This window comes from Pseudoxanthomonas sacheonensis, from assembly GCF_031455975.1.
Classification (GTDB): Bacteria; Pseudomonadota; Gammaproteobacteria; order Xanthomonadales; family Xanthomonadaceae; genus Pseudoxanthomonas_A; species Pseudoxanthomonas_A sacheonensis_A.
On sequence record NZ_JAVDTT010000003.1, the window covers coordinates 145,230 to 157,336 of the forward strand.

Sequence of the window (12,107 nt, forward strand, 5' to 3'; positions counted from 1 at the left end):
ATGACCACGCCACGCGAACGCCTGGCTACGCGCTTCGCGCTGCTGGCGCGGCCGCGCGCCGCCGAAGCGTTGCCGGTGAAACTCGACCGACGCCGGGTTTACGTGCTGCCTTCGCGTTTCGGGCTCTTCTTCGGAGCGTTGTTGTTCGCCATGCTGCTCGGCGCGCTCAACTACAACAACAATCCCGCTTTGATGCTGGCGCTGCTGCTGGGCGCCACCGCATTGGCAAGCCTCATCGCCGCGCATCTGCAGTTGTCGGGCCTGCGCATCGATGCGATCTCTGCGGAACCGGTCGCCGCGGGCAATCCGCTTCAGCTGCATATCGCGCTTTCGGCGAGCGACGCGCGCAACCGCCGCGGCCTGCAACTGCGATGCGGCGAAAAGCGGACGAGCGCGACCCTGCCGGTCGGTGAACCCACAGCGGTCACCCTGTCGGTGGATACGCAACGACGCGGTTGGTTGGAATTAGGCCGCATCCGTATTTCCACCACTCAGCCCCTGGGCTTGGCCCTGGCATGGGCATGGGTCTGGCCGGATCAGCCGATGTTGATTTATCCGGCACCGGAAACGCAGGGCCCGCCCCTGCCATTGGGCGACGGCAGCGCCAGTCATTCCCGACTGAATCCTGCCGGCGACGACGTGCATCATTTGCGCAGCTACCGCGCAGGCGACCCACGTCGCGCCATCGCATGGAAACCCTCCGCCCGCCGCGACTCGCTGATGGTGCGCGAATACGAGCAGCCGCTTGCGGTCGAAGTCAGCCTGGACTGGCGAACGCTCGCCCCCCTCGCCGTCGAGCAACGCATCAGCCGGCTTGCCCATTGGGTGGATCTGGCCGAACGCGAAGGGCGCCGTTATCGATTGCATCTGCCTGGGCAGCCGGTGCTGGGCCCCGGACAGGGAGCCGCGCATCGGCATCTTTGTCTGCGCGCGTTGTCCTTGCTGCCGCAAGCCGAACTTCCGCACGGCAATGGCCGCTGATCCTTCCCGCGACCGGATAGACAACGGCAGCCGCCTGTGGACGCTGGCCACCGCGGCGCTGGCGCTTTTGCCGTTGCTTCTGCAGATCCCCGCAGCGCTGGCATCGGCGATCGGTCTGGCCGCGGTATTGGTTACCGCCCTTTCCTGGCGCAAGCCGATGCCGGCGATCCTGCGCTTGCTGCTGGCGCTGTTGGTGCTGGCCGCGGTGTTCTCGCAGATGGGTTTCCGCTTCGGCCGCGACACCGGCTGCGCGCTGTTGGCGGCCATGATCGCCATCAAGCCCTCGGAAACTTCCACATTGCGCGATGCGCGAAGCCTCATCGGTTTCGCTTTGTTCGCGCCTTTCTCGGCTTTCCTGCTCGATCAGGGCCCGCTCACGATGCTGCTGGGACTGCTATCGGTCCTTTGTGCACTGGTGACCCTGCAACGGCTGGCCGATGTGGAGTCGGGCTCCTTGGACAGCGGCACGAAACCGTTACCCGCGCTGGCGGCGGTGGGCAAGCTGGTAGGCATCGGCCTGCCCTTGGCCTTGAGCATGTTCTGGTTGTTTCCGCGTCTGGGTTCCCCGCTGTGGGGCGTCCCGGAAAGAGCGCTTGGCCGCCCGGGTCTTTCCGACAACATGACGCCCGGCGAGTGGCTGGATTTGATGGCGGACGACACGCCGGCCCTGCGCGCGGAATTCTTCGGCGCGCCTCCTGCACCGCAGGAAATGTACTGGCGCGGCCCGGTGCTTTGGGATTTCGACGGACGCAGTTGGTCCCAGCCGCGCTGGATGCGGCAGCTTCCGGCGCAACCGGTCGGCAGCAGGAACAGCACCTGGGACTATCAGATCGAATTCGAGCCCACCGACCGCCGCCAGTTGGTGGCATTGGACCTGCCGCGCGCCGCGCCGTCGGGCGCCTTTCTTTCGCAGGACTACGGCCTGTACTCCGCCACTCCCCTCAACGCGTTGACCCGCTGGCGGCTGCAGTCTTCGCCACCGGCAACCTTTCAGGTTCGACTGGACGCCGCAACACGCCGGCGCGCGTTGGCCTTGCCGGCCGGCTACAACCCGCGCACCGTGGCGCTTGCGCAGCAATGGCGACGCGAAGCGGGGACCAATGACGCGGCGATCGTACGACGTGCGTTGGACTGGGTGAAACGCGAGTTCGGATACACCCTGGATACGCCGCTACCGGGACGTAACGGGGTGGACGAATTCCTCTTCGACGAGAAAAAAGGTTACTGCCAGCATTTCAGCTCGTCCTTCGTGGTCCTAATGCGCGCGGCGGGCGTTCCCGCGCGCGTGGTCACCGGCTTTGCCGGCGGCATACGCAACCCGTTCGGCAACTACTGGGTAGTGCGGAACATGGACGCCCATGCCTGGGCCGAAGTGTGGCTTGCCGGACGCGGCTGGGTACGCGTGGACCCGACCGCAGCGGTGGCGCCCGAACGCATCTACGACACTATAGAAGACAGACTGGGAGCGGGAACCGGTGGGCTGGGCAGCCAGTTGGCCACGCTGGATGGTTTCAGCGATTGGATGCGACGCGGATGGAACGACCTGGTGCTGGGCTTCAACGCCGAGCGACAGCAGCGCTTGTTGCAGCCCTTCGGCATGGATCGGCTGGACGGGGGACGCCTGGGCATGCTGTTCGGCGTTTTCGCGCTCTCCGCACTGGCGTGGATGGGCTGGCTGCTGGCGCGCGGAGAACGGGAACGCGACCCGTTGCTGCGCGCGTGGCATCGGCTGGGCTTGCGCTATGCGCGGCTGGGACTGGGACGGCAGCCGCACGAGCCGGCTCTGGATTGGGCCGAACGCGTCGCCAGGGCCAGGCCGCAGTCGGCCGATACCCTGATTCCGCTCAGCCGCCGTTTCGCTCAAGCGCGCTACGCTGGCGCCGTTGGGGACGCTGCACTACTCAACGACCTGCGTCGGCACCGTCCCTGAATCCTGGAGATTCACCATGAACGCCAAAATCCGCTTCATCGCATTGGCCGCAAGCAGTCTATTGCTGGGCGCCTGCGCCACCGCTCCCAAACCGTTGCAGGGCGCTTTCACTCCGGTCACGCCTCGCGACGCCGTTGCCAGCAGCCAGGTCGGCACCTCGGTGCGCTGGGGCGGCCGCATCGTGGAAACCAAGCCGGGCCAGGACAACACCTGCTTCCAGTTGATCTCGCGTCCGCTGGGCGGCACCGGCCGTCCCCTTAGCAGCGCGCCGGACGCCACCGACGGCCGCTTCATCGCCTGCCGTGCCGGTTTCTATGATCCGGCGGTATTCACCGAAGGCCGCGAAGTGACGTTCATCGGTCGCGTCGATGGCGTGGAGTCCACGCGCATCGGCGACTACGACTACCGCCTGCCGCGCATGACCGCCGACGTGGTCTATCTGTGGCCGGAAGTGCGCGAAGTCGAGATCCGCCCGTCTCCCTTCTATTACGACCCCTTCTGGGGTCCGCGCTGGGGTCGCTGGGGCTGGTGGTGAGCCTGCTCTGATCCGACAATCTCCGATCGAAAAAAGCCGCTCATCGAGCGGCTTTTTTTATCCGAGCGCATCGCTATCGAGGCGCACCGAAATGCCCCAACCGGGCGCCCGCCAGCAGATGCAGATGCAGATGGAACACGGTCTGCCCGGCATCCTCGCGGCAGTTCATGACCACGCGATAGCCTTTCTGCGCAAGGCCTTCGCGACGCGCGTATTCGGCGGCGGCCAGCACCAGCTTTCCCACCAGCTCGGCATCGCCGGGCCGCAGATCGTCCAGGGTGGGAATCGCCTGGTTCTTCGGAATAAAGAGCACATGCACCGGCGCCTGCGGAGCGATATCCCGGAAGCCGAGCACATCGTCGTCTTCGTAGACGATATCGGCGGGAATTTCGCGACGGATGATCTTGCCGAAGAGAGTGTCGGTCATGGATGTTTCCCTGATAGAGCTTTGCGTTGTCGCATCGAAGTCAAAGCGGCATCTCGCTTCTTGTGCCGAAAGCGTGCGACAGCGTGCCGCGATCGACGTACTCCAGTTCTCCGCCCAGCGGCACGCCATGGGTCAGGCGGCTGGGATGCACGTTCTGCTGGCGCGCCAGCTGCGCGAGGTAATGCGCGGTGGCTTCGCCTTCCACGGTGGGGTTGGTGGCGATGATCAGCTCGGTGATTTCGCCCTGCGCCAGCCGCTCGGACAATGCATCCAGCCCGAGCTCGCGCGGGCCGATCCCGTCCAGCGGCGACAGCCGTCCCTGCAAGATGAAATACAGGCCGCGATAGCCGGTAGCCTGCTCGATGGCCAGGCGATCGGCAGGCGATTCCACTGCGCACAGCAAATGCTGGTCGCGACTGGAACTGGCGCAGATAGCGCAGACCTCGGTTTCGGTGAAGTCGCGGCAATGCTTGCAATGCCCGATATGCTCCAACGCCAGCGCCAGCACCTCGGCCAGGCGCTTGCCGCCCTCCCGCTCGCGTTCCAGCAATTGGTAGGCCATGCGCTGCGCGGTCTTCTGGCCAACGCCGGGCAGGATGCGCAGGGATTCAATCAATTGTTCGAGCAGGGAAGGAGACATGAAATTGGGGATTGGAGATTCGGGATTTGGGATTTTGGATTCGTAAAAGCACAGGGCTGTAACCAATCCCTAATCTCGAATCCCCAATCCCGGCCTCATCAGAACGGCATCTTCATGCCCGGCGGCAACTGCATGCCGGCGGTGGCGGCGCCCATCTTGCTCTTGGATTCGGCGTCGATCTTGTTGGACGCGTCGTTGAAGGCGGCGGCGATCAGATCTTCGGCCATTTCCGGGTCGGCCAGCACGCTGGGATCGATACGCACCTTGCGGCACTCCTTGGCGCCGGTCAGGGTCACGCTGACCATGCCGCCGCCGGCGCTGCCGGTGACTTCCAGTTTGGCCAGCTCTTCCTGCGCACGCTGCATGTTCTCCTGCATCTTCTGCGCTTGCTGCATCAGTTGGGCGATATTTCCACGCATGTTCTTACCTGTTATTCGTCGAAGGGGCGGATGGAATCCGGAACCAGCTTGGCGCCGTGCTGCTGGATCAGGCGCTGCACGTCCGGGTTGTTCATGAAATTTTCTTCGTCGGCGCTCTGGCGGATGCTGCGTTCGCGATGACTGCGCTGCTGCAGCGTTTCCGATTCGCCGAGCGCATGGTCGAAGACGATGCGCGGGGCGGCGCCGAACTTCCCGGCCAGCGTATTGGACAGTTCGGCCAGCGATTTTTCCGAGCGCAGGTAGTCGAAGCCCGCGTCCAGCGACAGGCGTAGGACGCCTTCGCCGTAGCCGACGAAGGCGGCGTTCTCCGCCAACTGACGCGCAGCGCCTTTCATGCCGCTGTTGCCGGCGAAGTGCAGCCAATCCTCGGCGGTAGCGATCGCGGCGACGCTTTCGCTTTCGGCAGCGGACACGACAACGGACGCGGCAGCGGCCGGCCCAGGCTGCGGCTGCGCTTTCACGACTGGCGCAACCAGCGCTTCCACTACGGGTTTGCCGGCGGGCGCGGGAGTTTCCTGCTTGGCCGTTGCCGGCGCTGGCGGTGGCGGTGCGGCGATCGCCGAAATCGCCGGCGAGGACTTCGTCGCTTCGCTGCCAGCCTGACCCGCATTGACCTGCCCTGCTCCAGCCGGCCGGAAGGCCAGCATCCGCAACACGCTCATCTCGAAACCGGCACGCGTGCTCGGCGCCAGGTGAAGATCGCGGCGTCCGTTCACCGCCATCTGGTACCAGAGCTGCACCACTTCCGGTCGCAGACGTTGGGCGAAATCGTCGGCGTCGATGCCATCGGCTTCCACCGACACGCCCGGCACCAGCTGGCGCACCTGGATGCGGTGCAACGCCTCAGCCAACGCATCCAGCACGCCATTCCAGTCGGGCGAGAATTCGGCCAGCGCGGCGACGATCTGCAGCAGACGCGCACCGTCGCCGTGGGCCAGCGCGTCGAGCATGGCGCCGACCTGAGTGCGGTCCACCGTGCCCAGCATGGTGCGTATACCTTCCTCGCGCAGCGCACCGCCGTTGCCGCTGCCGGTGTAGGCGATAGCCTGATCCAACAGCGACAAGCCGTCGCGCAGGCTGCCATCGGCGGCCTTCGCGATCTGGCGGATGGCGCTTGGATCGGCCTGTATTTGCTCAGCGGCCAGGATGCGGTCGATCTGGCCTGAAATCTGGTCTTCATCCAACCGCTTGAGGTTGAACTGCAGGCAGCGCGACAGCACGGTGACCGGCAGCTTCTGCGGGTCGGTGGTGGCCAGCAGGAATTTCACATGCTCCGGCGGTTCTTCCAGCGTCTTCAACAGCGCGTTGAACGCGGCCTTCGAAAGCATGTGCACTTCGTCGATCAGGTAGACCTTGAACTTGCCGCGCGAGGGCATGTACTGCGCGTTTTCGATCACCTCGCGCACGTCGTCCACGCCGGTATTGGAGGCGGCGTCGATTTCCAGCAAATCCAGGTAGCGGCCCGAATCGATGTCCAGACAGGTCGAGCACTTCCCGCAGGGCTCGGCGCTGGTGCCTTCCTCGCAGTTCAGCGATTTGGCGAAGATGCGGGCGATGGTGGTCTTGCCCACGCCGCGGGTGCCGGTGAACAGGAAGGCGTGGTGCACGCGGCCGCTTTCCAGCGCATTGGTGAGCGCGCGCACCACGTGCTCCTGCCCGACGAGCTCGGAAAAACGCTTGGGACGCCACTTTCTGGCGAGAACGAGATAGGACATCAGGCAGCCGGTTTCATCTGAAAGGTCATTGTGCCGCGCCGAGTGGTTCTGTCCAAGGAAAGAATTCCCAACCCGTCGCCCCCACGGGCCCCGATAATGAATGGACCGCGAAATCCCGCTCCTGGAAAGCCGGGACTCGCATTAAGTCGCCGCGCCAGCTAGAATTCGCGGCCCTGAAAGCGGCTTTGCCCGCCTTCAGGTCCCGGAGAGGTGTCCGAGCGGTTGAAGGAGCACGCCTGGAAAGTGTGTAAGCGTCTAAACCGCGCTTCGGGGGTTCGAATCCCCCTCTCTCCGCCAGTTTCATGATGTGGCGCAACGCGCATCAGTCCTATGGTGGCCCTGTCGGCCCCTCGCGACGCTAGGTTGAAAACTCCGCCAGGGCCGGAAGGCAGCAACGGTATTGACTGATGCGGGTGCCGAGGCCAGCCGGCTGGGCCGCCACCTTACTGGCGGCCCTTCCTCCCTTATCTTTCCGAACGGCCCGTGACCAGCCCCAGCGCGTCCGGTTCCCGGCCGGCTGGCCAGTGGCCGACGACTTTCCACTCGCGCGTATCGATCACCGCGATCCGGTCGCCCCCGCTGATCGCCACGTAGGCACGCTGCCGTGTGGGATCGATCACGGCGCCGATCGGCATCGCCGTATCTCCCAGCATGCTCTGATTGTAGGAAACGCCGGGCTCGGCCAGTTCGATGGTCGCGACACGCAGTTTGGTGCGGGCGTCGAAAACCGCCACATTGGCCGCCGTCGCATTGGTCACCAGGGCGTAGCGGCCGTCGGCAGTGAAAACCACCCGGATAGGGAAGCCTTTGCTGCTCATCCTGCGCCTGAGCGCCAAACTGGCCGGATCGTGCACGGTGACGGCGCCTTCCTGCCGATTGGTGACCCAAACCTCTTTGCCGTCCGGGCTCACCGCCACGCCTTCGGCGCCCTTGCCTGCGGCGCGTTCATGGGTCTTGAGTCCGGAGACCAGATCGATGCGGCTCAGCGTTCCCGCGTTGATCTTGGTGACATAGGCGGTTTTGGCATCGGGCGACAGCGCGACCATGTGTCCGGTGCCCTCGCCCACCTCGATCACCCGCTCCACCACGCCACGCTCGACATCCACGATGAGCAGGCTGGCGGAGCCTTCGGTAGTCACCAGTGCCCGTTTGTCGCCCGGCAGCAGGCGCAGGCCGTGCGGAGCGCCGTGTTCGCCGAGGTCGATGCTGCGTGTGGGCTTGCCGCCGACCAGGTCCAGCACCGAGAGCGTATTGCCGGAGGTCTCGCGGCCGTAGTTGCTGACCAGCGCGAAGCGGCCGTTGCCGGCCACCGCGATCTCATGCGGCGCCTTGCCCGTGCGGAATTCGCCGGTCTTGCGACCGTCGCGCAAGGAAAGCCGCCAGACGCTGTCGGCGGACTTGTTGCCGACCAGCAGTTCGTCGGCACAGGCTCCGCCGGCCGCAAGCGCCAGGCTGCACAACACGAAAAACGAAACGATGGAACGAACAGTGCCGGTCATGCGCTTGGCTTCCGTCTCACTCTTTTGCGGTATCGGGCTCGGGATGCAGCCAGCCGGTGTCGCCTTCCCGGTAGCGCTCATGTTTCCAGATCGGGACGCGCGATTTCACCTCGTCGATGATGTAGCGGCACGCATCGAAGGCGGCGCCGCGATGCGCCGCGCTGACCCCGACCCATACCGCCAGATCGCCGATGGCCAGATCGCCGACGCGATGCACGCAACGCGCATCGACGATGGCGAACTTGTCCAGCGCTTCATCCAGCACCTTGTCGCCTTCTTTTTCGGCCAGCGCGGCGTAAGCCTCATAGCGCAGTCCGTTCACGGCGCGGCCGTCGTTGTGGTCGCGTACCCAGCCTTCGAAACTGGCGAAGGCGCCAGCGGTCCGGTGGGAAAGCTGGTCGCGCAGGGGCGCGATTAGGATCGGAACCTCGGAAAGACGGAAACGTTTCATGTGCGTGCGCAAATCGAAATCGTCACTAGAGCCGTCATTCCAGCAAAAGCTGGAGGCGCTTCATTAACAGCCGAATGGCTGGTCATCCAACTTGATCTGGGATTTTCACTTCGGCCTGAGAAAGAAGCAAAGTCAAAATGGATTCCAGCTTTCGCTGGAATGACGACGGAGGGGGTATCGGCATGACTGGGCATTTCTACCCCCCCGACACCGGAGGAATAAAGGCAATCTCGCTGCCCTCCCGCAGCGCATCGCGCCATTGCGCGAACTCGCCGTCCGCGGCCACCCGCAGGCGGTTCGCGGGCAACGCGAAGCCGTGACGCGACTGCAGTTCCGCATACAAGGCCTGCAAGTCGGCAGCCTCCGACTCGACCCGCTCCGAAGCGACGCCGCTCGCATCGCGCAGGCTGGCGAAATAAAGCACGTTCACCGTCGTCATCGCGCTTCCCCGAAATCGCTTTTGCCGCCGCGCTTGCCCAGTAGCCTGGCCGGGCCGATGACGATGCGGTGCGAAAGCGCCTTGCACATGTCGTAGACGGTCAGCGCAGCGACGGTGGCGCCGGTCAGCGCTTCCATTTCCACACCGGTGCGGTGCGTGGTCCTGACCGTGCATTCGATCTTCAACGCACTGTCGCCGTCCCAGGCGATAACGATGCGGCATCCGTCGATCGGCAAGGGGTGGCAGAAAGGGATCAGTTCGTGGGTGCGCTTGACCGCCAGGGTGCCGGCGATGATCGCGGTGTCCACGATGCCGCCCTTGGCGCTGCGCAACCCGCTGGCATGCAGCTGGGCCGCCACTTCCTTCGGAAAACGCACGCGGCATTCCGCCGTGGCCGCGCGTGCGGTCACCGCTTTGCCGGAAACATCCACCATGGACGGCAGGCCCGCCGCATCGAGGTGGGTAAGGATTTTCTTGCGCGTCGCCATTCAACCGCCGATCAGGAACATTTCGACATGCCTGCCCTTGGCCGCCTCGCGTTCGCCGCGCAATTCGCTGTAGCGATCCACGCGCCGCGACCAGAGACCGGCGAGATGGCCGGCGAATGCCGTTTCGCCGCGCGCGAGCGCGCCGCGAAGATCGGTTCCCTCGGACGCGAACAGACAGGTATACAGATGTCCGTCCGCCGAAACGCGCGCGCGATGGCAATCGCCGCAGAAGGTTTCGCTGACCGAACTGACGAATCCGATCTCGCCCGCGCCATCTTCGAAACGGTAGCGCGTCGCCACTTCGCCGCGATAGTTGGGATCGAGCGGCAGAATCGGCCAACGCGAGGCGATGCGATCGCGGAGCTCGGCGGAAGTCACCACCTGCGCGCGTTGCCAGCCGTTGCAGGTGCCTACGTCCATGTACTCGATGAAGCGCAGCACGTGGCCGCTGCCGCGGAAGTGTTCGACCAACGGCAGCACCTGGTTTTCGTTGATGCCGCGCTGGACCACGCAATTGATCTTCAGCGAATGGAAGCCCGCCCGCGTTGCGGCATCGATCCCCGCCATCACCGTCGACACTTCGCCGCGACCGCCGGACATTTGGCGGAACAAATCCGCGTCCAAAGCATCCAGACTGACCGTCAGCCGGCGCAAGCCCGCGCGGTGCAGCGCCTCCGCCTGCCCGGCCAGCAACGAACCGTTGGTGGTCAGGGCCAGATCCTCGATCCCCGGAACAGCGGAAAGGCGCGCGATCAACTCCGGCAGGCGCTTGCGCAGCAGCGGCTCGCCGCCGGTCAGGCGCAGCTTGTTGACGCCGATGCGCGCGAATCCACGCACCAGGGTTTCGATTTCATCGAACGACAGGCGCGATGCCGAGTCCAGGCCGTAGTCGTCCGGCACCTGATCGGCGGGCATGCAATAACCGCAGCGGAAATTGCAGGCCTCGATCACCGACAGGCGCAGGTCGCGCAACGGTCGGCCGCGCCGATCCAAGGGCAGGCTCGGCGGCATGCCCAGCGGCCAGGTCGGCGTTTGCGGGACTGCATTCATGATCAGGGGATAGGGGCGGCAGTGGTCTCGTGCAAGGCTACCACTTCGCCCTGCCTGGCCACCCGGTAGCCGCGCGCCTCCAGGGCGCGCCCTTCTTCGGCGCTAGCGTAGTGGTAAAGCAGGCAGCGCTGCAGCAGCTCGGGCGGGTATTCGCGTTCCAGATCGTCAATGCCGCTATGCGAAGGATTTCCGTACAGGCTGCAGTCATGCGCGACGCGTTCGCCGGCATCGGCGAATTTCGCCAGCACTTCCGGAATCGGCCTGGTGTCGCCCGTCCACACCAGGCTGCCGCGCAGGCGCAGGCCGTAGGCGGTTTCGGGCCAGTGATGGCGCGCGGGAAACACTTCCAGCTGCACGCCGTCGTGCCAGAACGAAGCCCCGACCGGTATCACCTGAAACGCGTCCCAGAAATTGACTCCGCCCTCGGCGAGCGCGTTGGGGTAGCTCCCGACCCGCTGGTGCAATAACGGCACGATGGTGGCGGGGACATAGAGCTTCACCTTGCCGCGGCGCGCCGGATCGAACCAGGTCGCCACGAACAGCCGTTCGAATCCGCCGACGTGATCCATATGCGTATGGGTGACGAACAAGGCCTGCGGCATGGCGCCGTAGTGGGCCCGGTAAGCCGACAGCCCCTCGCCGCCGCAATCGATAGTCAGCCACGGCAGGCCATCGCGCTCGATGGTCGCGCTGGCCGAACCCAGCTCGACCGCCGCAGCATTGCCCACGCCCAGAAATCGCAACGCCCAGCCCATCAGAACCCCCGCTGCCAGGCGATATCGTAGGCACGGCGCAGACGCGCGAAATCCTGCATTACTTCCTCCCGACTGCGCGCATCGCGCAGTTTCAACAGCGAACGTTGCAGCCGCATCAGGTTGTTCTCGCGCCAGCGGGTAGCTGGAATGCGTAGCGCGCCACGGTCGAAATCGATCATCCAGCCCTTTCCCTGCGGGTTGAACAACAAGTTGTGGGCATTGAGGTCCGCGTGGTCTACTCCGGCGCGGTGGAAGCGCGCGACCAGGCGGCCGGCTTCTTCCCAAGGGGCATCCTTGCCGGCGACCTGGGCCCGGTCGGCGAGCGTGCGCACATCGGGCAGGCGTTCGATCAGGATCGCGGCGCGATAGCTCATGCCATTGCGCACATAGCTGGCGGCGATGGGTCGCGGCACCGGCAACCCTTTATTCAACAGCGCGCGGGTCAGACGGAACTCTTCGAAACTGCGGGTACGGTTGGCGCCGTGCCACAGGTACTGGTCGCGGCTGACGCGCGCCGCCCAGCCTCCACGCAGGTACAGGCGCAACAGGCTGGGGCCGAACGGCGCGTCGATGAACCAGGCCCCGCCGCGGCCGCCGCTATCGACCGGCCTGGCCCGTTCGGACCACTTCGCGGGCAGGAACCATTCCGGGTCCGCTTGCCGTAGCTGTTTGCTGTCGAACAGAATCGCTCCCAATCCGCTACCTTCGCGGAACGGGGTCATGGATTCCGTTGCGTCAAAATCGACCATTCCTCTGA

At 65.1% G+C, this 12,107-nt stretch carries 15 protein-coding genes, 1 tRNA gene and 1 other RNA gene; 6 read left to right on the plus strand and 11 right to left on the minus strand.

The annotated features are described in order from the left end of the window. From J2W94_RS12740 to J2W94_RS12750, 3 genes are read left to right on the plus strand one after another with little or no spacing between them, the layout of a single operon-like run. Positions 1-981, plus strand: a complete 981-nt coding sequence (locus J2W94_RS12740; RefSeq protein ID WP_310093995.1) for a DUF58 domain-containing protein — start codon at positions 1-3, stop codon at positions 979-981. Then, the gene (locus tag J2W94_RS12745; protein ID WP_310093997.1) at positions 971-2,911 is read left to right on the plus strand and encodes a transglutaminase TgpA family protein; all 1,941 of its coding nucleotides are present in this window, start codon (positions 971-973) and stop codon (positions 2,909-2,911) included. Before J2W94_RS12740 ends, J2W94_RS12745 begins: the two co-directional genes overlap by 11 nt. A 16-nt stretch (positions 2,912-2,927) precedes the next feature. Then, positions 2,928-3,446: a Slp family lipoprotein gene (locus J2W94_RS12750; protein ID WP_310093999.1), complete on the plus strand. Its 519-nt coding sequence runs from the start codon at positions 2,928-2,930 to the stop codon at positions 3,444-3,446. A gap of 73 nt (positions 3,447-3,519) precedes the next feature. Here J2W94_RS12750 and J2W94_RS12755 read toward each other — a convergent pair whose 3' ends face one another. The 4 genes from J2W94_RS12755 to dnaX form a co-directional block, all read right to left on the minus strand. After that, on the minus strand, positions 3,520-3,873 hold the full coding sequence (locus J2W94_RS12755) for a histidine triad nucleotide-binding protein (RefSeq protein ID WP_310094002.1): 354 nt from the start codon (positions 3,871-3,873) through the stop codon (positions 3,520-3,522). Positions 3,874-3,913: 40 nt separating this feature from the next. Further along, the gene (gene recR, locus J2W94_RS12760; protein WP_310094004.1) at positions 3,914-4,513 is read right to left on the minus strand and encodes a recombination mediator RecR; all 600 of its coding nucleotides are present in this window, start codon (positions 4,511-4,513) and stop codon (positions 3,914-3,916) included. A 98-nt stretch (positions 4,514-4,611) separates the two neighbouring features. Beyond that, positions 4,612-4,932: a YbaB/EbfC family nucleoid-associated protein gene (locus J2W94_RS12765; RefSeq protein WP_093279711.1), complete on the minus strand. Its 321-nt coding sequence runs from the start codon at positions 4,930-4,932 to the stop codon at positions 4,612-4,614. Positions 4,933-4,943: 11 nt separating this feature from the next. Further along, entirely contained in the window at positions 4,944-6,668 is a 1,725-nt protein-coding gene (dnaX, locus tag J2W94_RS12770) for a DNA polymerase III subunit gamma/tau (RefSeq protein WP_310094007.1), read from the minus strand. 204 nt (positions 6,669-6,872) lie between these two features. Between dnaX and J2W94_RS12775 the strand changes: the two genes are divergently transcribed. Both J2W94_RS12775 and ffs read left to right on the plus strand, forming a co-directional pair. Further along, positions 6,873-6,965, plus strand: a tRNA-Ser gene (locus tag J2W94_RS12775). Positions 6,966-7,007: 42 nt separating this feature from the next. Beyond that, positions 7,008-7,104, plus strand: an RNA gene (gene ffs, locus J2W94_RS12780) — signal recognition particle sRNA small type. Between the two features lie 28 nt (positions 7,105-7,132). Here ffs and J2W94_RS12785 read toward each other — a convergent pair. Beyond that, entirely contained in the window at positions 7,133-8,167 is a 1,035-nt protein-coding gene (locus J2W94_RS12785) for a beta-propeller fold lactonase family protein (protein WP_310094009.1), read from the minus strand. A 16-nt stretch (positions 8,168-8,183) separates the two neighbouring features. Then, positions 8,184-8,618 (minus strand): molybdenum cofactor biosynthesis protein MoaE, encoded by a 435-nt coding sequence (locus tag J2W94_RS12790; RefSeq protein WP_310094011.1) that lies wholly within the window; start codon positions 8,616-8,618, stop codon positions 8,184-8,186. Between J2W94_RS12790 and J2W94_RS12795 the strand changes: the two genes are divergently transcribed. Beyond that, on the plus strand, positions 8,619-8,804 hold the full coding sequence (locus J2W94_RS12795) for a hypothetical protein (RefSeq protein ID WP_310094015.1): 186 nt from the start codon (positions 8,619-8,621) through the stop codon (positions 8,802-8,804). A gap of 10 nt (positions 8,805-8,814) precedes the next feature. Here the strand turns inward: J2W94_RS12795 and moaD are convergent, their stop codons facing one another. Genes moaD through J2W94_RS12820 form a run of 5 tightly spaced genes read right to left on the minus strand, consistent with a single transcriptional unit; the run spans position 8,815 to position 12,099 of the window. Then, positions 8,815-9,057, minus strand: a complete 243-nt coding sequence (gene moaD / locus J2W94_RS12800; protein WP_310094017.1) for a molybdopterin converting factor subunit 1 — start codon at positions 9,055-9,057, stop codon at positions 8,815-8,817. Continuing rightward, positions 9,054-9,545 carry a cyclic pyranopterin monophosphate synthase MoaC gene (gene moaC / locus J2W94_RS12805; protein ID WP_310094022.1) on the minus strand — a complete coding sequence of 164 codons (492 nt, stop codon included), beginning with the start codon at positions 9,543-9,545 and terminating at the stop codon, positions 9,054-9,056. Before moaC ends, moaD begins: the two co-directional genes overlap by 4 nt. Further along, on the minus strand, positions 9,546-10,556 hold the full coding sequence (moaA, locus tag J2W94_RS12810) for a GTP 3',8-cyclase MoaA (RefSeq protein ID WP_430540617.1): 1,011 nt from the start codon (positions 10,554-10,556) through the stop codon (positions 9,546-9,548). It lies immediately after the preceding gene. A gap of 41 nt (positions 10,557-10,597) precedes the next feature. Continuing rightward, entirely contained in the window at positions 10,598-11,350 is a 753-nt protein-coding gene (locus tag J2W94_RS12815; protein WP_310094030.1) for an MBL fold metallo-hydrolase, read from the minus strand. After that, positions 11,350-12,099, minus strand: coding sequence for a 3-deoxy-D-manno-octulosonic acid kinase (locus J2W94_RS12820; protein WP_310094033.1), 750 nt, complete (start codon positions 12,097-12,099; stop codon positions 11,350-11,352). The genes J2W94_RS12815 and J2W94_RS12820 overlap by 1 nt, the downstream gene beginning before the upstream one ends. Between the last annotated feature and the right edge of the window lie 8 nt (positions 12,100-12,107).

Bases quoted from the DNA above. Each gene is read 5' to 3' on its own strand.
- J2W94_RS12820 (WP_310094033.1), bottom strand. From the start codon at position 12,099: ATGGTCGATTTTGACGCAACGGAATCCATGACCCCGTTCCGCGAAGGT.
- J2W94_RS12755 (WP_310094002.1), bottom strand. From the start codon at position 3,873: ATGACCGACACTCTCTTCGGCAAGATCATCCGTCGCGAAATTCCCGCC.
- moaD (WP_310094017.1), bottom strand. From the start codon at position 9,057: ATGACGACGGTGAACGTGCTTTATTTCGCCAGCCTGCGCGATGCGAGC.
- J2W94_RS12740 (WP_310093995.1), top strand. From the start codon at position 1: ATGACCACGCCACGCGAACGCCTGGCTACGCGCTTCGCGCTGCTGGCG.
- J2W94_RS12785 (WP_310094009.1), bottom strand. From the start codon at position 8,167: ATGACCGGCACTGTTCGTTCCATCGTTTCGTTTTTCGTGTTGTGCAGC.
- moaA (WP_430540617.1), bottom strand. From the start codon at position 10,556: ATGCCGCCGAGCCTGCCCTTGGATCGGCGCGGCCGACCGTTGCGCGAC.
- J2W94_RS12765 (WP_093279711.1), bottom strand. From the start codon at position 4,932: ATGCGTGGAAATATCGCCCAACTGATGCAGCAAGCGCAGAAGATGCAG.
- J2W94_RS12815 (WP_310094030.1), bottom strand. From the start codon at position 11,350: ATGGGCTGGGCGTTGCGATTTCTGGGCGTGGGCAATGCTGCGGCGGTC.
- moaC (WP_310094022.1), bottom strand. From the start codon at position 9,545: ATGGCGACGCGCAAGAAAATCCTTACCCACCTCGATGCGGCGGGCCTG.
- recR (WP_310094004.1), bottom strand. From the start codon at position 4,513: ATGTCTCCTTCCCTGCTCGAACAATTGATTGAATCCCTGCGCATCCTG.
- J2W94_RS12745 (WP_310093997.1), top strand. From the start codon at position 971: ATGGCCGCTGATCCTTCCCGCGACCGGATAGACAACGGCAGCCGCCTG.
- J2W94_RS12750 (WP_310093999.1), top strand. From the start codon at position 2,928: ATGAACGCCAAAATCCGCTTCATCGCATTGGCCGCAAGCAGTCTATTG.
- J2W94_RS12790 (WP_310094011.1), bottom strand. From the start codon at position 8,618: ATGAAACGTTTCCGTCTTTCCGAGGTTCCGATCCTAATCGCGCCCCTG.
- dnaX (WP_310094007.1), bottom strand. From the start codon at position 6,668: ATGTCCTATCTCGTTCTCGCCAGAAAGTGGCGTCCCAAGCGTTTTTCC.